This is a genomic window from Brevibacterium sanguinis (assembly GCF_039528855.1).
Classification (GTDB): Bacteria; Actinomycetota; Actinomycetes; order Actinomycetales; family Brevibacteriaceae; genus Brevibacterium; species Brevibacterium sanguinis.
In genome coordinates this window covers 149,700-170,007 of record NZ_BAAAMB010000009.1, presented here as the reverse complement: position 1 = coordinate 170,007, position 20,308 = coordinate 149,700, and the positions used below count along the sequence as shown (strand labels likewise).

At 68.8% G+C, this 20,308-nt stretch carries 13 protein-coding genes; 9 read left to right on the top strand and 4 right to left on the bottom strand.

The annotated features are described in order from the left end of the window. Positions 1–49: 49 nt before the first annotated feature. Positions 50–1,063 (top strand): biotin--[acetyl-CoA-carboxylase] ligase, encoded by a 1,014-nt coding sequence (locus tag ABD154_RS11085; RefSeq protein WP_198498367.1) that lies wholly within the window; start codon positions 50–52, stop codon positions 1,061–1,063. A 458-nt stretch (positions 1,064–1,521) separates the two neighbouring features. Next, complete coding sequence (locus ABD154_RS11080; RefSeq protein WP_269780018.1) at positions 1,522–3,252, top strand: adenylate/guanylate cyclase domain-containing protein; 1,731 nt, start codon at positions 1,522–1,524, stop codon at positions 3,250–3,252. A 369-nt stretch (positions 3,253–3,621) separates the two neighbouring features. Here ABD154_RS11080 and ABD154_RS11075 read toward each other — a convergent pair whose 3' ends face one another. The 3 genes from ABD154_RS11075 to ABD154_RS11065 form a co-directional block, all read right to left on the bottom strand. Continuing rightward, a complete protein-coding gene (locus tag ABD154_RS11075) occupies positions 3,622–6,327 on the bottom strand; it encodes a DNA gyrase/topoisomerase IV subunit A (RefSeq protein WP_198498368.1) in 2,706 nt (901 codons plus the stop codon). Between the two features lie 180 nt (positions 6,328–6,507). Continuing rightward, on the bottom strand, positions 6,508–7,062 hold the full coding sequence (locus tag ABD154_RS11070) for a TetR/AcrR family transcriptional regulator (RefSeq protein WP_198498369.1): 555 nt from the start codon (positions 7,060–7,062) through the stop codon (positions 6,508–6,510). A 270-nt stretch (positions 7,063–7,332) separates the two neighbouring features. Beyond that, positions 7,333–10,005 (bottom strand): bifunctional acetate--CoA ligase family protein/GNAT family N-acetyltransferase, encoded by a 2,673-nt coding sequence (locus ABD154_RS11065; protein ID WP_198498370.1) that lies wholly within the window; start codon positions 10,003–10,005, stop codon positions 7,333–7,335. Between the two features lie 73 nt (positions 10,006–10,078). On the opposite strand from ABD154_RS11065, the gene ABD154_RS11060 reads away from it, so the two are divergent. Continuing rightward, entirely contained in the window at positions 10,079–10,666 is a 588-nt protein-coding gene (locus tag ABD154_RS11060; protein WP_137824148.1) for a DUF5998 family protein, read from the top strand. Beyond that, positions 10,666–11,844: an alkaline phosphatase family protein gene (locus ABD154_RS11055; protein ID WP_198498371.1), complete on the top strand. Its 1,179-nt coding sequence runs from the start codon at positions 10,666–10,668 to the stop codon at positions 11,842–11,844. The genes ABD154_RS11060 and ABD154_RS11055 overlap by 1 nt, the downstream gene beginning before the upstream one ends. Here the strand turns inward: ABD154_RS11055 and ABD154_RS11050 are convergent. After that, the gene (locus tag ABD154_RS11050) at positions 11,804–12,397 is read right to left on the bottom strand and encodes a GtrA family protein (RefSeq protein ID WP_198498372.1); all 594 of its coding nucleotides are present in this window, start codon (positions 12,395–12,397) and stop codon (positions 11,804–11,806) included. The two genes, ABD154_RS11055 and ABD154_RS11050, sit on opposite strands and share 41 nt — an antisense overlap. Before the next feature lie 264 nt (positions 12,398–12,661). Here ABD154_RS11050 and ABD154_RS11045 point away from each other — a divergent pair, with 264 nt between their 5' ends. From ABD154_RS11045 to ABD154_RS11025, 5 genes are all read left to right on the top strand, one after another. After that, complete coding sequence (locus ABD154_RS11045) at positions 12,662–13,837, top strand: 5-(carboxyamino)imidazole ribonucleotide synthase (RefSeq protein WP_232623900.1); 1,176 nt, start codon at positions 12,662–12,664, stop codon at positions 13,835–13,837. Position 13,838: 1 nt separating this feature from the next. Next, a complete protein-coding gene (purE, locus tag ABD154_RS11040) occupies positions 13,839–14,378 on the top strand; it encodes a 5-(carboxyamino)imidazole ribonucleotide mutase (RefSeq protein WP_198498374.1) in 540 nt (179 codons plus the stop codon). Positions 14,379–14,414: 36 nt separating this feature from the next. Then, on the top strand, positions 14,415–15,563 hold the full coding sequence (locus tag ABD154_RS11035) for an acyl-CoA dehydrogenase family protein (protein WP_198498375.1): 1,149 nt from the start codon (positions 14,415–14,417) through the stop codon (positions 15,561–15,563). Between the two features lie 250 nt (positions 15,564–15,813). After that, on the top strand, positions 15,814–17,313 hold the full coding sequence (locus ABD154_RS11030) for an LCP family protein (RefSeq protein ID WP_344251299.1): 1,500 nt from the start codon (positions 15,814–15,816) through the stop codon (positions 17,311–17,313). Between the two features lie 241 nt (positions 17,314–17,554). Further along, entirely contained in the window at positions 17,555–20,284 is a 2,730-nt protein-coding gene (locus tag ABD154_RS11025; RefSeq protein WP_344251298.1) for an NlpC/P60 family protein, read from the top strand. Positions 20,285–20,308: the final 24 nt, after the last annotated feature.

Sequence of the window (20,308 nt, the reverse complement as noted above, 5' to 3'; positions counted from 1 at the left end):
GGAGCCGAGTTCATTGTGCACTCCCACCAAAAGAATCTAGAGTGGTCTGGTGACCAGCCAACACGCGCCCTTCCTCGTCGATGTCGAATCGCTCCGCGCCCGTGCGGAGGCCATCGGAATCGACCTTCCGCTCGTCATCTGGGACGAGTCGTGCCCGTCGACGAACGATGCGCTCGCGGCCCTGGTCCACCATCCCGCCGAGGCGACCGCCTCCTCAGGTGTCGTCCGTGGCCTCGCCGGGGACGCCCCCGCTGCGGAGCTGGCGGAGCTGACGATCCTCGGCACCGATTTCCAGAGTGCGGGCCACGGCCGACTCGGGCGCACGTGGACCGTGCCGCCGCGCCGCTCGCTGACGTTCTCGATCCTCCTGGCCCCGACGACGCCCGTGCGCACGTGGGGCTGGATTCCGCTCATCACCGGAGAGGCGGTGCGCGCGGCGATCGCCGAGGCGGGGGTGCCCGCCGTGCTCAAGTGGCCCAACGATGTGCTCACCGCCGAGGGTAGGAAGCTGTGCGGGATCCTCGCCCGCATCGAGACGACGCCGGAGGGTCCGCGCATCGTCCTCGGGATGGGGACGAACACGCGCCTCGAGCCTGCGGACCTGCCGCGGGAGGACGCGAGCTCACTGGCGATCGAGCTCGGCGTCGCGGGTTCAGAGATCGATCATGAACGGTTGCTACTGTCGATTCTCGGCACACTTGTTCCCGGCCTGAGGGAGTTGGCAGAGTATGGAGAGGACTTCGGTCGCAGTCCGTTCGCCGCGAGAGTGCGCGCGGGAATGGTGACGCTGGGCACGCGGGTCAAGGTCGAACGACCCGACGGCAGCTTCCTCGTCGGCGAGGCCACCGGCCTCGACGCGACGGGTGACCTCGTCATCGACGATGCGGTCTCCGTGAGCGCCGGCGACGTCCACCATCTGCGCCCGGCCGCACCGGCCGAGGGGGCCGGTTCGGCGAGCGGGAATGGTTCGGATGGCGGGGCCGGTTCGGACGCAGGGGCCGCGAGTGCCTCGGACAGTGCGGCGAGTGCGACCCCGCCCGACAGTGGGACGACGCAGCGATGACCGGTGACGGCTCGGCTCGTCGGGACCGGACGGGCGGCATCGTCGAACGCGACCCGGAGTCGCGCCCCGTGGTGCGGGCGAGCAGCGGCGCGCACGTGCGCGGGGACGGCCGCGCGGACGGGTCTGTGCCACCCACCGGCACCCGACCTGAGGCCACCGGCACTCGACCCGAGGATGGTTCTGCGCAGGCATCCGGCACCCGACCCAAGGGTGACTCGCACGCCGCTGACCCGTCTCGTCGCCAGGACACGGGCGCTGCTGACAGCCGCGGCACCGCGCCTCCTGCGTCGACCGATCCGAGCCGGCCGACCGGAACCGACCCTGCAGCGGGCGAACCGAGTGCCGCACCGTCTGCGGAACGCGACGCGTCTCTCGACACCGTGAGCGAGGATCGCACACAGACACTGTCGGCTGACGCGCCGTCAGCTGCCGGGACGGCCTCGTCTGCAGCTACTCCTGTGTCGACCGATCCGAGCCGGCAGACCGGAACCGACACTGCAGCGGTCGAAGCTAGTGCCGCACAGTCATCGGCGACCGAAGCCTCTCCGACGTCGGAATCCCCGACCCCGGCCGCATCGGCGCCCCCGAAACCTGAGGTCGCGCCGGAACCGGTCACACCCGCCCCCGAACCGGTCACCCCCGCGGCCACGACCGCTGACTCCGCACCGGCGACCTCGATCGGTGATTCGACGCCGGCCCCGGTCGCGCCGGCATCAGCTGCCGACGCTGACAACTCCGCACCACGTGCCACGGCACCGAACACCGATGGCGACGCTGACGAGCCCGCGCACGGGGCCACGGCTACGGGCGACGATGACGACGTATCCTCACTCCATGTCACGGCACAGGACGCTTCGGCACAAGCCGCCGACGCTGACGAGCCCGCGCACCGGGCCGCGGCAGAGGACCACGATCACGGGCGCTCACCCCAGGCCACGGCCGATGCCGAACTGCCGGCCACCTCGGTGATGCCGGTCATCCGGTCAGCGGAGTCTGGCGAAGACGACGACGCCTCCGAGTCGAACACGACCGCACATCCGACCGGGAAGCCGAAGTCGTCCGACTTCTTCGGTGGCCTGCACGAGGATCCGCGCACCTCGGCGCTGAGCATCGTCGACGAGGACACCGACGACGATCCGATCTACGAGACCCGCAGCGCCGCCGAACGCCTCGAGGAGATCCTCCTCGACGGGAAGCGCGTGCTCGATCGTCGTGAAGCGGCGAAGCTCGGCGGCATCTCGACGGTCTCGGCGCGGAAGATGTGGCGGGCGCTCGGGATGTCGCAGACCGATGAGCATGACAAGGCGTACACGGTCAGCGATGCGCATGCGCTGCGGATGTGGGCGAAGCCGGTGGCCGACGGGCTCATCGATCAGGAGACGGCGCTGTCGCTGGCGCGCGCGATCGGGCAGACGACGGACCGCCTCGTCGTGTGGCAGATGGAGACGCTCGTCGAGTACCTCACCGAGGAGAAGGGCATGAGCGAGCCCGAGGCCCGGCGGGAGGCGCTCGAGGTCATCGAGGATCTCATCGATCCGATGCAGAAGATGCTCGTCTACTCGTGGCGGCGCAACCTCGCCGAGGTGATGGGCCGCCTCAACGTCAACGTGTCCGACGGTCTCGCGATGGACAACCGGCAGGGCTGGTACGACTCGTCGATGCCGCTGGCGCGGGCGGTCGGGTTCATCGACCTCGTCTCGTACACGCGGCTGTCGCAGAAGCTCGAGCCGAGGCAGCTGGCGAACATGGTCCAGGAGTTCCAGGGCATCTGCTACAACATCGTCGCCACCGGCGGCGGGCGGATCATCAAGACCGTCGGCGACGAGGTGTTCTTCGCCGCCGAGACCCCGATGGCCGGCGCCGAGATCGCGATGACCCTCATGGAGCGCGTGACCGCGGCCGCCGATCTGCCCCAGGCGCGGGTCGGGTTCGTGTGGGGGAGGGTGCTCTCCCGCCTCGGCGACATCTTCGGATCGAGCGTCAACCTCGCCGCCCGGCTGACGGCCGTCGCCGAACCCGGAACGATCTTCACCGACGAGGAGACCGCGCGCGTGCTGTCGACCTCCGACGCCTACGTCTTCGAACCCCGCGGATCGCTCACCTTGCAGGGTCTCGGGGAGACGGGCATCTGCCAGATGCTGCGCGGCACCGCGGCACGGATGAAGCTCGACCTCGACGACGAGAGCTGAGTTCCGGGTCCTGAGTTCCGAGGCTTGAGCCCGCAGTTGAGAGCGCGCCGCGCTCAGGTGTCCACGTCACGCGCCCCGCTCGGGTGTCCACGTCACACGCCGGGCTCGGGTGTCCACGTCACGCGCGGTGGTCGGGTGTCCACGTCACGCGCGGTGGTTGCGCTTTCACTACCGCCGTGCGCCGTCGCCATTGGCGCACGCGCCCCGCACGCGCAGCTCCATGAACAACCCGTGCACGTGGAGTGTGTCGAGCTGCGGGTGCCTCTCGCGAAGCTGCACGGTGTGCGTGAAGCTCCGGGTGCCTCTCGCGAAGCTGCGCGGTGTGCGTGACGCTGCGGGTAGTGATCAGCGCTCAGAGCGCCCTGGAACTCAGAAGAGCGCGGAGTCGCCGTCGTCGCCTGAATCGTCGTCAGCGTCGTCTTCGTCGTGGGAGACGATGACGCCGTTGTCGGTGTCGATGCGGGCGCGGGCGATCTCCTCCCGCGCGTCGTCGAGGTCGAGGTCGAAGCCGTCGAAGCTCGTCGCCAGGCCTCCCGTGCCCGGTGCCTGTGCCGCTCCGGAATCCGCCGCGGTGTCAGCGGAACCTGCACCGGCATCACCGACGCCGGCATCCCCGCCACCTGCGGAAGCGACATCATCCGGACCGCCGAGGCGGGGGAGCGTGCCGATGACATCGATCTTCGACTCGAGCGGGGAGCCCGAGCCGTCGCGCCTCGACATCTCGGTCGGCAGCGTCCGCGCACCGCCGGCGGAGGCCGCCGCCTGCGGCGAGTCGCCGACCCACGCAAGCGAGAGTTCGGTCTCGCCCTTGAGGAACTTGTGGGCCCGCACACCGGCGGTCGCCCGACCCTTCGTCGGGAACTCGACGAACTCGCTGACCTTGATCGACGACGACGGGGCACCGTAGAAGTTCTCGCCGCTGGCGATCGTCACGACCGACAGCGCCATCTCCTCATCGGGCTCGGCGGGGACGGCGCCGAAGAAGATCGCCGTCGCCTCGGCGGCGAGTTTGATGCCGGCGACGCCGGAGGCGTTCCAGCCCTGCGCCCGCAGCCCCGAGGCGTCGAAGGCGAGCAGCTGGGCGTTCGAGGTGACGAACACGGCCCGCGACGCATCGATGTCGCGCGGCTGGGCGATGCCGATGACGGCGTCCTTGCCCTTGAGGGCGATCGCATCCCAATCGGACTTGTTCGGCCGTCCGGCCACCGACACCCGCTTGACGACGCCCTCGGCGGTGCCGAGGAGGAACTCGCGGTCGAGGTCGATGAGCCCGATGACCTTCTCGGCCTTCTCCAGCGCCATGTACTCGGCGATCTTCACCCCGCCGGCGACATTGGGTCGCGCCGCCCCTGGCGGCAGCGCCGGAAGGTCGACGACATCGACCATGTGGAGCCGACCGGTCGAGGTTACCGCACCGATCCGGCCCTGCGTCGTCGTCACGATCTCCGAGACGAGCGCATCGTGGCTGGCCCGCTTGCCCGACCGGGCGAGCACCGCGGCATCGGAGGTCCGCGCGATGCGACCCGAGGTCGAGAGGAGGACCCGGGTCGGGGCGTCGGCGATCTTGAGGTTCTCCGGCGCCTTCTTGCCCTTGGCCGTGAGCTCCTTCATCGCCCCCTCGATGAGCACGGTCCGGCGCGGGGTGCCGATGATCTCAGCGGTGGCATCGAGTTCGGTGGCGACGAGCTCACGCAGCTTCGCCTCATCGGCGAGCAGACCCTCGAGGTACTCGATGCGGTTCTTGAGCTCATCGCGTTCGGCCTCGAGCTCGAGGCGCGAGAACTTCGTCAGGCGCCGCAGCTGCAGGTCGAGGATGTACGTGGCCTGGAGCTCCGAGAGATCGAAGACGTCCATCAGCCGGGTCCGCGCGGTCGCGGCGTCATCGGATGAGCGGATGAGCTGGATGACCTCGTCGATGTCGAGGATCGCGATGAGCAGACCCTCGACGAGGTGGAGGCGGTCCTTGGCCTTGCGCAGCTGGAACACCGTGCGCCGACGCACGACGTCGATGCGGTGGGAGAGGTAGACGGTGAGGAGGTCGCGCAGCCCGAGGGTGCGCGGCTGGCCCTCGACGAGGCACACGTTGTTGATGCCGAAGGACTCCTCGAGCGGCGTCTGCCGGTAGAGCTCGGCGAGCACCGCCTCGGGGTTGAACCCGTTCTTGATCCCGATGACCAGCCGCAGACCGTTCTTCCGGTCCGAGTAGTCGTCGATCGAGGCGATTCCCGTGAGCTTCTTCGCTCCGACCGCGTCCTTGACCTTCGCGACGACCTTCTCCGGGCCGACGAGATAGGGCAGCTCGGTGACGACGATGCCCTTGCGCCGGGCGTTGATGTTCTCGATCGAGACCGTCGCACGGGTGCGGAACGTCCCGCGCCCCGTCTCGTACGCCTCCCGGACGCCGTCGAGTCCGATGATCCGCCCGCCCGTGGGCAGATCGGGACCCGGGATGAAGCGCATGAGCTCGGCGAGATCGGCCTCGGGGTTGCGAATGAGGTGGCAGCACGCGGCGATGACCTCGCCGGGATTGTGCGGAGCCATGTTCGTCGCCATGCCCACCGCGATGCCCGAGGCGCCGTTGATGAGGAGGTTGGGGAACGCGCTCGGCAGGACTTCGGGCTGGGTGAGCGTGTTGTCGTAGTTGGGGACGAAGTCGACGACCTCTTCGTCGAGGCCGGCGATCATCTGCATCGACGCCGTCGTCAGCCTCGCCTCGGTGTAGCGGGGGGCCGCGGGACCGTCGTCGAGGGTGCCGAAGTTGCCGTGACCGTCGACGAGCGGGACGCGCATGATGAAGTCCTGGCTGAGCCGAACGAGGGCGTCGTAGATCGCGGTGTCACCGTGGGGATGGAGCTTGCCCATGACATCGCCGACGATGCGCGAGGACTTCACATGGCCGCGGTCGGGGCGCAGCCCCATGTCGCCCATCTGGTAGACGATGCGCCGCTGCACGGGTTTGAGTCCGTCGCGGGCGTCGGGCAGTGCGCGTGAGTAGATGACCGAGTAGGCGTACTCGAGGTACGAACTCTCCATCTCCGCCGAGACGTCGACATCGATGACTCTGCCTTCGGTCATGGAACTCCTTCGACACGTGGACCACTGCTGCGCCGCCGAGCGCTGACGGCACCCGTCGATTCTAGCGTTCGCGCGGGGTTCACCGGCTCATCTCCGCCGGTTCGTGTCGGATTCCGCCCATGACAGGCCGGCCGGACGGGCGGACCCGGGTGCGGCGAGGGCAGAGGGGCGGACCTCAGCTCAGGCGGAGGCGAATTCGGCGCGCAGCCACTTGTCGAGTTCGCTGATGAACTTCTCGACGCGCTCCCGGCTCGCGGTGCCCGAGATCAGCTCGGTAATCATCATGCCGAGCACCGAACTCGAGATCCGCTTCGCGAGCTCGGGCTCGACGCCGCTGAGCTGGGCGACGAAGGCGTCGACCTGGTCCATGTTCGCCTGCTTCGCGGCGACGGCCTCGGTCGGCAGCGCGGGATCGAGGCCGAGCATCACCGAGGTGTAAAAGCGGCTGCGGTCGGTGGTCAGCAGCTCCATGCACAGGCTGACCGCGGCATCGAGCTGGGTGGTCTCGTCGTTTCCTGCAGTGTCGAGGAGTCGCTCGAGGCGACGGGCGTTGAGTTCGCCGATCCTCTCCATGATCCCGGTGATGAGGGCGTCGCGGGTGCGGTAGACGTTGGACGTCGAACCGACCGGCAGCTCCGCCATCGCGTCGACGGCCCGATGGGTGAGTCCGCGGACTCCCTGTTCGGCGACGACGGCGATCGCGGAATCCGTGACGACATCTTTACGCGAAATCAATACTCTCAGCCTCGCTCTCATGCGGCTGTTCCCGATCAAGGGTGCCTGCTGACGGTGAAGGACGAACACTGCTCACTGCCATGTCACGTTTTCACCTTCTCGTTGAATGGCACAAAACGATAACTATTCATGGAGGAACGGAATCAGACACTACAGGTTCGGTGCCGGAATTGGTATAAGACGCGCCAAACTGCCAGTCGGTTCCCACTTATCGGGTCGAATTCGCAGGTCCGACGCGTTCTGTCCCGTTAAAGGTCCGTCTCGGCAAGGTCAGCTGAGCAGGCGCCTTGTCGTATCGATCCGCGTCGCGTCCGCCAGCAGCGAAATCCGCACGCTGAGGATGTAGCTGTCGGTCTCCGTCGCGACGATCGGGTGCATCTCGACGTCGAGGATCTGCGGATGGCGCTCGACGAGGACGGAGAGGCGCTCGAGGACGTCGATGAGCGGATCGATGTTGACCGGGGGCAGACCCCGGTAGCCGAACAGCCTCGGCGAGGATTTGATCGCGCGGATCATCTCTCCCGCGTCCTTGTCGGTGAGCGGGGAGACGCGGTGCTCGACATCGCCGAGGAGCTCGGTCGTGTCCCCGGCCAGCGAGAACGAGAGCATCGGCCCGAGCAGGCGGTCCTCGCCGGCGCGGATCACGCACGGCACCCCGGGCGGGGCCATCGCCTGGACGTCGACGAGGGGCTCCTCGTCGGTGCCGAGCGATTCGATGAGGGTCTGGAGGGCGGTGAAGTCCTCGACGAGTTCGTCGGGGGTGTCGATGTTGAGCCGCACCCCGCCGAGTTCCATGCGGTGGCGCAGGGCCTTCGTCACCGCCTTGAGCGCGACCGGGTAGCCGAGCGTCTCGGCCGCCGCGAGCCCCTCGTCCACCGAGGCGGCCGTGATGTAGGGCATCGTCTCGATCCCGTAGCAGTCGAGCAGCGCCCTGGCCTGGTCGCGCTCGAGGACGACGGGGCAGCCGGGCCGCGCATCGGTGAGCGCGGCGTCGACGATGTCGCGCACGCCCTTGTCGTCGAGGTCCTCGATCTCGAGGAAGTTGCCGTGATCGGCCGAGCGCCACCGGGCGTAGTCCGTCGCCCGCGCGAGCGCCCACACGGCGTCCTCGGGGCCGACATAGCTCGGCACGGTGTGGGTCACGCGCTTGCCGTCGGAGTCGGTGAGGAAGCTCGTGAGCTCGTCCTGGACGCCGAGGATGCCGAGGAAGCAGGCCACCGTCGTCTTCGACGACCGGGCGGCGGTCTCGGCGAGCACCGCGGCGATCTCGCTCTCCTCGGCTCCGGCCGAGGGCGTGAAGTTGACGATGACGGAATCGATGTCGTCCCGGTCGTACATCGCGGCGAGCTTCTCGCCGAAGGTCTCGGCATCGACCTCGGGGTGGAGGGAGACGGTCGCGGACTCGACGCTCAGCCCCTCGGCCCGGGCCCGCTGGACGATGAGGGTCGACAGGGCCGCGGAGTTCCCGATGACGCCGACCCGCCGCCCCGCCGGCAGCGGCTGGGTCGAGAACACCTGTGCGAGATCGAAGAGCTGGTGGACGGTGTCGGCCCTGATCACCCCGGCCTGGCCGAGCACCTGGTCGAGGGTGTGCGGGGCGAGCGAGGACGTGCGCACGACGTGGCCGGGCGGCAGCTCGCGGCCGGTGACATCGGACTTGACGACGATGACGGGTTTGACGCGGGAGACGCGCCGGGCGATGCGGGAGAACTTGCGCGGGTTGCCGATCGATTCGAGGTAGAGGCCGACGGTCTTCGTCGCCGGATCCTCCTCCCAGTACTGGAGGACGTCGTTGCCGGACATGTCGGCGCGGTTGCCGGCGGAGACGAACGTCGAGATGCCCAGGCCCCGTGTCTTCGCCGCCGCGAGCAGAGCCGTGCCGAGGGCCCCGGACTGGCTGAAGAGGCCGAGGGTGCCCGGTTCGGGGAGGAACGGGGCGAGTGAGGCGTTGAGGGAGACGTCCTCGGCCTCGTTGACGATGCCGAAGGAGTTCGGCCCGATGAGCCGCATGCCGTACGCCCGCGAGGTCGCGACGACCTGGCGCTGGAGTTCGGCACCGGCGCGGCCGGTCTCGGCGAAGCCCGAGGAGATGACGAGCACGCCCTTGGCGCCGTGGGCGGCGCACTCCTGGACCACCTCGGTGACGGATTCCGCGGGCACGGCGATGACGGCGAGGTCAGCGGTGCCCGGCAGCTCGCCGAGGCTCGGGTACGCCGGGACCCCGGCGACCTGGTCGGCCTCGGGGTGGACGACCCACAGCTCGCCCTTGAAGTCGGCGGAGACGATGTTGCGGATGAGGAGGTTGCCCGTGGAGTTGCGCTTGCGGCTGGCGCCGATGACGACCACCGAGGCGGGATGGAGGACGGTGCGCACGCTCTTGGCCTCCGCGCGGTGCTCGCGGGTGGCCTGGACCTCGAGCGAGCGCGCGGTGGGGTCGATGTCGAAGCTCACGGCCACGACCCCGTCGTCGAAGCCGCGGCTGACCTCGTAGCCGGCGGCCTGGAAGACCTGGAGCATCGAGCGGTTCTGGGGGAGCACCTCGGCGGTGAATTTGCGCAGGCCCGATTCGCGCGCGGCCGCGGCGAGGTGCTCGAGGAGGATCGAGCCGATCCCGCGGCCCTGGTGGGCGTCGGCGATGTTGAACGCGACCTCCGCGGTGCCCGGGGAGATCTTGTCGAAGCGGCCGACCCCGATGATGTCGTCGCCGATCGTCATGACGAGCGCCACCCGGTCGTGGTGGTCGACGTTGACGAAGCGGTCGAGATCGCGTTTGGGCAGCTTGGGCAGTGGCGCGAAGAAGCGGAGGTAGATCGACTCCGGCGACTGCGCCTCGTGCATCCGAGACAGCGCCTCGGCGTCGTCGGGAACGATCGGACGCAGGTGCGCGGTGCCGCCGTCGCGCAGAACGACGTCGGCCTCCCACGCGGCAGGATAGTCTTCCATACCCCAAGCATAGGTGCCCGACCGGTGCGTTCGCGGCTGGGATCGGGTGTGCGAGTACGGCACAATGGAGGGCATGTCTCTACCCGACGTCCTCGTCCGCGATCTCCAATCGGCCGGCTACTACCCGCAGCTCACCGAGGGGATCCTCGCCGACTCCCTCTACGACGAACCGGTGCTCAGCCACTTCGTCCACATCGACACCCACGTCGACATCGAATCGATCCACCGGCACGTCACGGCGTTCGTCCTCACCGAGACCCGACTCCTCCTCGCCCACGTCGACGATGATCCCGCCGTCGCCCCCGGCGGCAAGGCGCGGGCGGTGACGAGCAGCGAGGACATCGAACTCGAGCGCCTCGGCACCGTCATGGTCGGGCGCACCTTCGCCGACCCCGCCTCGTATGCGCCGGGCGATGCCCCGGTCGAGGTCTCGCTGACGCTGTCGTGGGGCGCTGCCCGGCGCATCGAGGCGTTCCCCGAGACCTGCGGTGACCCGGACTGCATGGGCGACCACGGGTACGGGGGATCGATCTTCGCCGAGGATGTCCTCCTCCGCGTCTCCGCCGAAGCCGAAGGCCAGGCCGCCGTCGACCGCATCGCCGACTTCGCCGACCGCCTGCGCGCCGCCGTCTTCCACGCCCGCCTCCGGTCGCGGCGCTGATGGCCGACCTCCCCTCGGACCAGGCCCCCACCGCGAGCCTGCTCGCTCCTCCCGACTACGGCAATCCCCTCCTCTCCGATGTCGTCCCGGCCGCGGCGCTCAGCCTCGGTGCCGGCGGCGTGCTCGATGACACCGCGGCCCTGCGCGCGCAGCGCCTCGGGTTCGACCGCGAGGTGCGCACCGCGATCGTCGTCCTCATCGACGGCCTCGGTGAGCAGCTGCTGTCCCGCGACAGCGGCTACACCCCCTTCTTCCGGTCCCTGGCCGGCCAGCGGCGGACCGTGTCGACGGGATTCCCGTCGACGACGGCGAACTCCCTGTCCTCGTTCGCCACCGGGCGGCTGCCAGGGGCCCACGGCGTCGTCGGCTACCGGCTGCTCGATCCCGCGAAGGACGCGGTGTTCAACCAGCTGACCTGGGATCTCGACGTCGATCCCGTGACCTGGGTGCCCGATGCCACGCTCTTCGAACGCCTCGAGACCGCCGACGTCGACGTCGTCAGCCTCGGTGAGGCGAAGTTCGCCGGACGCGGGCTCAACCGCGCTTCCCTGCGCGGGGGCCGGTTCCGGGCGTCGAAGACGCTCGAGGAGCGGTGTGCGCAGGCCCTCGCCGAGGTGCGGGCTCCGGGCACCCGGCTCGTCTACCTCTACTGGGGCGGCCTCGACAAGACCGGGCACGTCCACGGCTCGAACTCGGCGCAGTGGACCGAGGAGCTCGAACGCATCGACCTCGCCCTGTCCCGGCTCGCCCAGGACCTGCCGCACGATGCCGCGATGATCGTCACCGCCGACCACGGGATGGTCGACATCGACCACGACACGCGCCTCGACCTCGTCGACGCTCCCGAGCTCAAGGCCGGTCTGCGCCACCTCGGCGGGGAGCCGCGGGCCCTTCACCTCTACGCGCAGCCCGGTGCCGCCGGCGATGTCGCGGCGGCGTGGACGGAGACGCTGGGGGACCGGGCCCTCGTGCTGCCGCAGGCCGAAGCGGTGCGCCGCGACTACTTCGGTCCCGTCGATCCCCGGGTCATCGGGCGCATCGGGGACGTCGTCGTCATCTGCACCGACGGCTTCGCCGTCGTCGATTCGGAGACGGAGTCAGCCTCGGCGCTCGCGCTCATCGGCCATCACGGGGCGACTACGGCACGCGAACTCGAGATTCCGCTCCTCGTCGTCTGACGCCTGTCCGCGGGACCCGGCGGACGGTGGCGCCGGCGCTCTCGCCGTCGTTGGTCGCGGCGTTGACGTCGGTCGCGTCGTCGTCGTCGATCGCGTCGTTGTCGTCGGTCGGGACGATGGCCCGCCTCAGCGAGGCGGTGCCGGGGACGCGGTAGAGCACACGGCTGTACATGATGTAGCGGAAGATGTTGCCGAGCAGCACGCCGACGACGTTGGCGGAGATGTTGTCGGCCAGCGGCGAGGTCCAGCCCATGACGTAATGGCTGACGATGAGGCAGAGGCCGGCGATGCCGAGCCCGGCGAGATTGACGAGGAAGAAGCCGATCGCCTCGCGCCAGGGCCGGCTCGTGCGGCCGTCGCGGAACGTCCAGTGCCGGGAGCCGAGCCAGCTCACCGTCGTCGCCGCCGCCACGGACACGACCTTGGGGATGAGCGGGCCGATGTCGGTGGTGAAGAGGATGAGGTTGAAGACGCCGAGGTCGACGAGGAACGCGATCGTCCCGACGGCGGTGAACTTCGCCAGACGGGAGAGCTCGGACCGGGTGCGTCCCATGCCCCTCCTCATCTCGTGGATCGCGGTCTCGTGGATCGGGGTCCCTGACTCGTGGTCGCCGACCCGAGGTCATCCTACGACAGCCGGATCGGTGTTCCCTGCGGACAACAGAGCTCCCTGCAGACAGAGACGTTCTCTGCGGACAGGGGAGCCGACCGGAGCCGGAGGACTGCCCTCACGCACCGTTCGGAGCGGCCCCGCGATAGGATGGCAGGCGTGACTTTTCCTACCATCGGCGTCATCGGCGGCGGTCAGCTCGCCCGCATGCTCGCCCCCGCCGCCGAAGCCCTCGGCGTGAGATTCGCCGTCCTCTCCGAGTCCGCTGACGCCCCCGCCGCGCAGGTCATCCACGACGTCACGGTCGGCGACTACACCGACTTCGCGACGCTCAAGTCCTTCGCCGAGACCGTCGACGTCATCACCTTCGACCACGAGCACGTCCCGCCGGAGCACCTCGAGGCCCTCGTCGCCGCCGGGTACACCGTCCGCCCGGGACCGCGGGCGCTCATCTTCGCCCAGGACAAGATCCTCATGCGCCGGAAGATGGACGACCTCGGCCTGCCCAACCCCCGGTGGGCGGAGATCGGCAGCCTCGCCGATGCCGAGGCCTTCGCCGCCGAGGTGGGCCTGCCCTTCGTCCTCAAGACCCCGCGCGGGGGCTATGACGGCAAGGGCGTGCGCGTCATCTCCGACCTCGCCGAGGTCACCGATTGGCTCGCCGAGGTCCCCGTCCTCCTCGCCGAGGAGAAGGTCGACTTCACCCGGGAGCTCGCCGTCATGGTCGGCCGGTCCCCGATGGGCCAGACCGCCGTGTGGCCGGTCGTCGAGACGTGGCAGCAGGACGGCGTGTGCAAGGAGGCGATCGCCCCGGCCCCCGGGCTGCCCGGGCAGAAGGCGACCGCGATCACCGAGGCGGTCCTCACCGTCGCCGGTGCCCTCGACGTCACCGGGGTGATGGCGATGGAGATGTTCGAGACCCCGGACGGCTTCCTCATCAACGAATTCGCGATGCGCCCCCACAACACCGGGCACTGGACGCAGGACGGCTCGGTGACGAGCCAGTTCGAACAGCACCTGCGCGCCGTCCTCGACCTGCCGCTCGGCAGCCCTGCGGCCCGCGACGAGGTCTCGGTCATGGTCAACATCCTCGGCGCCGACCACGAGGACCTCTACCACCCCTACCTCCACGTCATGGCCCACGACCCCGATGTCAAGGTCCACCTCTACGGCAAGGACGTCAGCCCCGGGCGGAAGGTCGGCCACGTCAACGCGTACGGCGCCGATCGCGCGCTCGTCCTCGCCCGGGCCCGGCACGCCGCGGACTTCATCGCCGGCGTCGACGTCGACCCGCACCCGAGCCTGCCGACCCCGGCCGACCTCACCCCGGAGGGCGCGGAGGACACCGCGCCCCGCCAGACCTCACCCGAGGAAAGGGACTGACATGACCACCTCCACGCAGCAGACCGACGAGGCGGCCGCCTCGGCGAGCGTCCCCGTCGGGATCGTCATGGGCTCCGACTCGGACTGGCCGACGATGCGGGCCGCCGCCGAGGCGCTCACCGAACTCGGCATCGCCTCGACCGCCGAGGTGGTCTCGGCCCACCGCATGCCCGAGGACATGGTCGAGTGGGCGCGGACCGCTGCCGAGCGCGGACTGCGCGTCATCATCGCCGGGGCTGGGGGAGCGGCGCACCTGCCGGGGATGATCGCCTCGATGACGTCCCTGCCGGTCATCGGGGTGCCCGTGCCGCTGAAACACCTCGACGGAATGGACTCCCTCCTCTCGATCGTCCAGATGCCCGGCGGCGTGCCCGTCGCGACGGTCTCGATCGGGGGAGCGAAGAACGCAGGACTGCTTGCCGCACGGATCCTCGCAGCCGGCACCGACGCCGAGGCGGTCGCTCTCCGCGGCCGACTCGACGACTACCGGGCCGCCCTCCGCCAGGTCGCCCTCGACAAAGGGGCGGCACTCGGGCAATAATTATTGACTGAACGATCGATCAGTCAAAGGAGCACGATGTTCGACCTCTACCAGCCCAGTGAAGAGCACGAAGAGATCCGCGCGGCGGTGCGCGACGTCGTCGAGAAGCGGATCGCCCCCTTCGCGGCCGAGGTCGACGCCGAGTCCCGGTACCCGCAGGAAGCCCACGACGCGCTCGTCGAGACCGACTTCTTCGCCGCGCACATCCCCGAGCAGTACGGGGGAGTCGGGGCCGACGCGCTCGCGGTCGCGATCATCATCGAAGAGGTCGCGCGCGCCTGCGCCTCGTCCTCGCTCATCCCCGCGGTCAACAAGCTCGGCAGCATGCCCGTCCAGCTCGGCGGCGACGATGCGATCAAGGAGAAGTACCTCACCCCCGTCGCCCGCGGCGAGGCCGGGTTCTCCTACGGGCTCTCCGAACGCGAGGCCGGCTCCGACACCGCCTCGATGAAGACGCGGGCGACCCGTGACGGCGACGACTGGATCCTCAACGGCGTGAAGACGTGGATCACCAACGCCGGCGTCTCCGAGTACTACACGGTGATGGCCGTGACCGATCCCGACGGAGCCCGCGGACGCAACATCTCCGCGTTCGTCGTCGAGAAGTCCGACGAGGGCTTCACGTTCGGTGAGAAGGAGCGCAAGCTCGGCATCAAAGGCTCCCCGACCCGGGAGCTGCTCTTCGACAACGTCCGACTGCCCGGCGACCGCATCGTCGGCGCCCCGGGGGAGGGCCTGAAGATCGCGCTGCGCACCCTCGACCACACGCGCGTGACGATCGCCGCCCAGGCCATCGGCATCGCCCAGGGCGCCCTCGACTACGCGCTGGGCTACGTCAAGGAGCGCCAGCAGTTCGGCAAGCGCATCGCCGACTTCCAGGCCATCCAGTTCATGCTCGCCGACATGGGCATGAAGCTCGAGGCCGCACGCCAGCTCACCTACACCGCGGCGGCGAAGAGCGAGCGCGGCGACGCCGACCTCACGTACTTCGGGGCCGCCGCGAAGGCGTTCGCCTCCGATGCCGCGATGGAGATCACGACCGACGCCGTCCAGCTCCTCGGCGGGGCCGGCTACGTCGTCGACCACCCCGTCGAGCGGATGATGCGCGACGCGAAGATCACCCAGATCTACGAGGGCACGAACCAGATCCAGCGCCTCGTCATGGGTCGCCAGCTGCTCGGCTGAGACCCGGTGCGCCCGCTGTCGGCCCGACGTGTCGGCGGCGGGCGTCGGCGTGCCCGCTGGGGGCTGTCACCAGCGTGTGAGGAGTATCACTCGGCCGCCGCGACATGCGCAGATCCCAGGTGCGGGAATCCACGGCATCCACGCGACACAATGGATGAACACAGTGGACTCTGACGAAGCTTTGGCAGAGTGGTCACTGGCGCGGCCGCGAACGGCTGCTGCGAGAAGCGCGTGAGACGAAGGTGAGGCAGTGGCCGAAACGAGATACATCGACCCCATTCACTTCCCGTCGTACGCCTCGCAGCCGACGAGGGACGTCCGTGCGTGGTTGCTGCTTCTCGTCACCATCCTCCTGCCCGGCGGTGTCCAGCTGCTCTTCCGCAGCCGGCGCTGGGCGCGGATCTCGCTGTCGATCACCGCGCTCAGCTGGCTGCTCTTCATCGTCGCCGTCATCGCGATCCTCATCAACCGCACGTTCGCGTTCACGATCGGGACGAACCCGATCATCCTCACATTCCTCACGCTCTGGGTGCCCATCGTCGGGCTCAACTGGTTCGTCTGCCTCGTCGACACGATTCGCCGCATCCGGCTGGTGACGCTGTCGAAGAAGGCCCGTCCGCGCTTCCTCGCCGCCTTCTGCGCCCTCGTCCTCATCGTCGTCGGGCCGCTGGCGTGGGGCACGAACATGCTCAACAGCCAGCGCGGACTCGTCAGCGACCTCTTCGCCTCCGGGAAGGTCGCGAAGCCCGTCGACGGGCGCTACAACATCCTGCTCCTCGGCTCGGACGCCGGCAAGGGCAGGACCGGCATCCGACCCGACTCGCTGTCTCTTGTCTCGATCGATGCGGAGACCGGCAAGACCGTCATCATCGGCCTGCCGCGCAACATGCAGAACGTTCCCTTCGCCGAGGGCTCACCCCTGGCCTCGGTCTACCCGCAGGGCTTCAACTGCGGCAGCGAATGCCTGCTCAACGCCGTGTTCCAGCAGGGTGAGAAGTACAAGGACCGGTTCGAGGACCCGGAGCGGGCCGGCGAGCAGGCGACGATGGACGCCGTGTCCGCCGTCACCGGCCTTGAGGTCCAGTACTACGCGATGATCAACCTCAAGGGCTTCGAGAACCTCATCGACTCCCTCGGCGGGATCACCATCGTCTCGGGCAAACGCGTCCCGATCTCCTCGAAGGTCGACCCGACGACGGGCAAGCACGGGCCGGTCAAGGGGTGGATCGAGCCCGGGGAGCAGAAGCTCGACGGCTTCAACGCCCTCTGGTACGCCCGTTCCCGTGAGTTCTCGAGCGACTACGAGCGGATGATCCGGCAGCGGTGCGTCCAGGAGGCGATGGTCAAGCAGCTCGACCCGGCCACGGTGCTCACCCGCTACCAGGACATCGCGAAGGCGACCCCCGGAGCCCTGTCGACGGACATCCCGTCCTCACAGGTCGACTCGTTCGTCGATCTCGCGCTCAAGGTCAAGAGCCAGAAGATCGAGTCGCTTGACCTCACTCCGCCGCGCGTGACACCATCACAACCGGACTTCGCCGAAGCCCGCCGCCTGGTTGCCGAGAAGATCGATGCCGCCTCCAAGGACGCTGAGAAGCAGACCGAGGCGCTCGCGATGCCGGCAGGCGTCGGGGCGGGCGTGTCCGCGGGCATCGGCACCGGTGCCTCGGTGACGGCCTCCGGGGCCGGTGACACCACTCCTGACGAGGGCGAAGAGGCCGACGCACGGGCGATCTGCTACGTCCCGTGACGCTCCGGCGACCCGGTCGATGACGACCGGAGAACGTCCCGGCGAAAAAACTTTCGCACGGTGTGTCGCCTGCCAACACTGGGAACCACACCGGTGTAATTATCTTCATTCGTTATTTTTCCACTCTGACACGCCGGAAATGTGTAACAATTTTGAGATGTTGGGGTCGCCCACCGTATGCCGACGGTGAAGTGGACTCCCGGGCCTGAACTTCCCTGACTTCCTCGAAAAGGCTGTAACGATGAAATACATACTGCCCACAGTCGCGGGCTGCGCCTCTGTCGCACTCGTCGGCACCTTAGCGGTCACGGCGACGGACGCCTTTGCTGCCACCGTCGAACCGGAAGTGACCCAAGAAGCGCTCAATGTGAGCGAAGACGGACTCGACGTCCCCGGCGCGCGCGATTCGAGCAGCGCCGAGGCGAGCGTCTCCAACCAGAGCGCGACCAACCTTCCCGACATCTTCAAGTCCCAGTCGGCGCTGGCCGCCGCGCAGGTGCCTGAGACGGTCAACGTGAGCGCTCAGCCGGTCGCTGCGACCGTCGCCCCCACCTCGGCGGGCCTGACCTCCCCGGAGGGGTCGCAGACTCCCGCACCGGCCGAGGGCACCGCCCCCGCCGAGTCCGGCGACGCAGGTGACGGCGGAGAAGCCGCCCAGGAGCCCACCGAGGGCTCGACCCCCACCGACGACGCGCAGGACGACGAGGACATCTCCGGCACGGTGCGTCAGAAGACCGAGGACGGCGTCAACATCGCGCTCATCTCCGACGTCCTCGACGTGCCCACGAAGAACCCGAGCCTCGTCGGCGTCACCTTCGCCGATGCGCCGAGCACGATCCGCATCCAGGTGCGCGTCAAGAGCGACTCCGGGTGGGGATCCTGGCAGGATCTCGACGAGGACAAGCAGGAGGAAGCGAAGAACGAGGGCTCCGAGCCGTTCACCGTCAACGAGGCCAGCGGCGTGCAGCTGCGCATCCTCGGCGACAAGGCGCCCACGGATGCCGAACTCGTCCTCGTCGACCCCAAGTTCTCCGAAGCCGACGCGCAGGCGGTCGCGGACAACGCGCCCGTCCAGATCGATCCGGCCGCCTCGACCGACGAGTCCGGTTCGACCGCACCCGCCGTCGACGAAACCGGGACCACCGACACCGGCGCGACCGATGCCACGACGGTGTCGGCGACCGGTGCGGCCACGGTGACGACGCAGAACTACGTGCCCGGTGACGCGCAGGTCAACACCGTCGCGAAGTCGGCCAAGGTGCCCAAGCCCGACATCGCCTCGCGGAAGTCGTGGGGAGCGAAGTCGTACAAGGGCAGCCCCAGCTACGCGAGCAGCATCAAGCAGGCCGTCGTCCACCACACCTCGGGATCGAACAGCTACTCGGCTGAGGACGTTCCCGGCATCATCCGCGGCATCCAGACCTTCCACCAGCAGGGACGCGGATGGTCCGACATCGGATACAACGTCGTCGCCGACAAGTACGGCCGCCTGTGGCAGGCCCGTGACGGTGACATCTCGAAGGCCGTGGTCGGCGCTCACACCTCCGGTCACAACACCGGCACCTTCGGCATCTCGGTGCTCGGCACGTACAACAGCTCGGCTCCGCCGAAGGTCACTCGTGACGCCGTCGCCTCGGCGATCGCGTGGAAGTTCTCGATGTACGGTCTGACCGCGAGCAAGTCGACGCTCGTCGGCCACCGCGACCTCGGCAGCACCGACTGCCCGGGCGATGCGTTCTACGCGAAGCTCGGCGAGGTCCGCGACACCGTCAACAACATCCTCAAGTCCGGCGATCTGCCCTCGGACAGCGGCGATGACGACAAGACCGAGACTCCGAAGCCGGCGCCGCAGACCGCGATCGAGAAGTACGCTGCGGACAACAACCTCGGCAAGGCCACCGGCAGCGAGTACGACGTCAAGGGCGTCGACGGCGCCAAGGCCCGCAACTACGAGAAGGGCGTTGTCTACTGGTCGCAGAAGACCGGCGCGTACCACGTCACCGGGGCGATCGCCTCGGCGTACAAGGGTGAGGCGATCACCCAGCTGGGGCTGCCCGTGAGCACGGAGAAGGGCGGCCTCAAGGGCGGGGGCGTCTACCAGACGTTCTCGAAGGGCTCGTTCCACTGGTCGCCCCAGACCGGGGCGGCCTACACCACCGGAAGCCTGCTCAAGTACTGGAAGGACAAGGGTTACGAGCGCGGCCACCTCGGCTACCCGAAGTCCAACCCGGTGATCAAGGACGGCCGTGCCGAGCAGCTCTTCGAGGGCGCGAAGCTCGTGTGGGCCGAGGGCTACGGCACGACGGAGTTCTCCGCCAGGGGCTCGATCTCGGGCACCGCAGTCGATGAGAACGCGCCGGGCGACTCGCCCCCGCCGGGGGACAGCGCCGCCGATGGCGGTTCGGGTGCAGACTCCGGGGAAGGTGCTGCAGCCGACGGAAACGCGAACGGCAATGACAACGGCTCCGACAACGGCGGTTCGACCGATGAGCCGACGCAGGAGCCCACCCCTTCGGATCCGCCGAAGGAAGAGCCCAAGCCGACCGAGCCTCCGAAGGAGGAGCCGAAGCCCACTGAGCCGCCCAAGGAGGACAAGCCCTCGAAGGAGGAGCAGATCCAGGCGCAGCGGGACAAGGTCATCGAGCAGGCGAAGAAGTACGTCGGGACCAAGTACGTCTGGGGCGGGACCACGCCGAACGGCTGGGACTGCTCGGGCTACACCCAGTACGTCTACGGCAAGGCGGGCATCGATCTGCCGCGCACGACGAGCCAGCAGCGCAACGCCGGCAAGGAGATCTCGATCAAGGACGCCAAGCCCGGCGACCTCATCTGGATCCCCGGTCACATCGGAATCATCTCCGAGACCAAGGGCCAGATGTACGACGCGGGCTCGACGCGGACGAACACGACGAAGCGCAGCTACGAGTGGATGCTCAGCCGCGGCGCCAAGGTCATCCGGGTCATCGGCTGATCGTCAGGCAGTGATCACTGGGGA

Excerpts from the sequence above, each read along its gene's own strand:
- ABD154_RS11065 (WP_198498370.1), bottom strand. The coding sequence starts at position 10,005 with ATGGAAGACTATCCTGCCGCGTGGGAGGCCGACGTCGTTCTGCGCGAC.
- ABD154_RS11060 (WP_137824148.1), top strand. The coding sequence starts at position 10,079 with ATGTCTCTACCCGACGTCCTCGTCCGCGATCTCCAATCGGCCGGCTAC.
- ABD154_RS11035 (WP_198498375.1), top strand. The coding sequence starts at position 14,415 with ATGTTCGACCTCTACCAGCCCAGTGAAGAGCACGAAGAGATCCGCGCG.
- ABD154_RS11050 (WP_198498372.1), bottom strand. The coding sequence starts at position 12,397 with ATGGGACGCACCCGGTCCGAGCTCTCCCGTCTGGCGAAGTTCACCGCC.
- ABD154_RS11075 (WP_198498368.1), bottom strand. The coding sequence starts at position 6,327 with ATGACCGAAGGCAGAGTCATCGATGTCGACGTCTCGGCGGAGATGGAG.
- purE (WP_198498374.1), top strand. The coding sequence starts at position 13,839 with ATGACCACCTCCACGCAGCAGACCGACGAGGCGGCCGCCTCGGCGAGC.
- ABD154_RS11045 (WP_232623900.1), top strand. The coding sequence starts at position 12,662 with ATGCTCGCCCCCGCCGCCGAAGCCCTCGGCGTGAGATTCGCCGTCCTC.
- ABD154_RS11025 (WP_344251298.1), top strand. The coding sequence starts at position 17,555 with ATGAAATACATACTGCCCACAGTCGCGGGCTGCGCCTCTGTCGCACTC.
- ABD154_RS11055 (WP_198498371.1), top strand. The coding sequence starts at position 10,666 with ATGGCCGACCTCCCCTCGGACCAGGCCCCCACCGCGAGCCTGCTCGCT.